The organism is Thioalkalivibrio sp. ALE19, from assembly GCF_000428605.1.
Taxonomy (GTDB): Bacteria; Pseudomonadota; Gammaproteobacteria; order Ectothiorhodospirales; family Ectothiorhodospiraceae; genus Thioalkalivibrio.
This window is the reverse complement of record NZ_AUAG01000065.1, coordinates 1-1,233: the sequence shown is the minus strand read 5'-3', so window position 1 is coordinate 1,233 and position 1,233 is coordinate 1. Positions and strand designations below refer to the sequence as shown.

1 protein-coding gene is annotated in these 1,233 nt (G+C 69.3%); it reads right to left on the bottom strand.

The window, feature by feature from the left end; genetic code table 11:
- Nucleotides 1-848 (bottom strand): LysR substrate-binding domain-containing protein (locus tag F787_RS15845; protein WP_042806037.1); only part of this gene is annotated, 848 nt, incomplete at its 3' end.
- Nucleotides 849-1,233: the final 385 nt, after the last annotated feature.

The window sequence follows — 1,233 nt, the reverse complement described above, 5'->3', positions numbered from 1 at the left end:
AGGCGCAGGGTGCTCCACAGGCCATCGGGGCCCATGCGCAGACGCGCGATGGCGGAACGCCCGGGGCCACGCGAACCGGTGCCGGCGCCCTGCATCTGTGCCTCCAGTTCCGGCAGGGCCCATTCCGGTAGCGAGGCCACGCCGCGCCCGCTGGCGACCAGCTGCAGCAGCATGGCCGTCACCTCGGTGGTGCGTCGGGGCAACGAGATGCCCGCCGGGTGCAGGAAGTGCCGGCAGATATCCAGGCGCTCCTCCTCCACCGGGTAGGTGATCAGGGTCTCGCCCTGGAGGTCGGCGGGCTCCACGTAGCTGGCCCCCTCCAGACGATGCCCGCGCGGCACGATCAGCAGGTTCTCGTACTCCAGCAGGTCCAGCGCGATCAGCTCCGGGTCTTCCACCGGATCGGGCGATACCGCCGCATCGACCTCGCGTTCGCGCAGGGCATTCAGGGCATCGAAACCATGGCTCAGGCTCAGGTCCAGCTCTACCTCGGGCCAGTGTTCGCGGAAGGCCGCCAACGAGGGCATCAGCCACTGGAAGCAACTGTGGCATTCCAGCGCGAGGTACAGCCGCCCGCCACGGCCGTCGCGGATGCGGGCGATGTCGCGCTCGGTCGCGGCCACCTCCGGCAGCACGCGCTCGGCGGCCTGCAGCAGGCGCGTGCCCGCCGGCGACAGCCGTACCGGCGAGCTGCGCCGTTCGAACAGCACCACGTCCATGCGCTCTTCCAGCTGCCGCAGCTGATGCGACAGCGCCGACTGGGTGACGCACAGCGACTCGGCCGCCGCCGTCACGCTGCCCAGGCGCACGATCTCGTGCAGTGCCCGCAAATGCCGGATCTCCAGCATGCCGCCCTCCTTCATGAGCCTGTCTCACATACTACGTGACAAAAACTTGTTTTACTCATGCGTGGACAGGGTGGAAACTAACCCTCGTGCTCACCCGCCGTGGCGCCTTCATCGGGGCACCGGGGCGGAAGAGCCTGCCACGCGGCTGACATGCTGCTGTATCTGCGTGACATCTCCGTTGGACCGGCACGTCGGGGTGGTGTCCCGACACGCCGCGGGAAGGGAGTCCCCCGCCGCATCGACGCTTTTTCTTGGCTGGGTGTCGATGCGGCTTTTTTGTGCGCGCTTTCCCCCGGCGCCGCTGCCCCGTGTGCCCCGCAGGAGCGCAGCCCTCTGCGCGATCCGGCGCCGGGGCTGGCCCGATCGGCCAGAGGGCTGGCCTCCT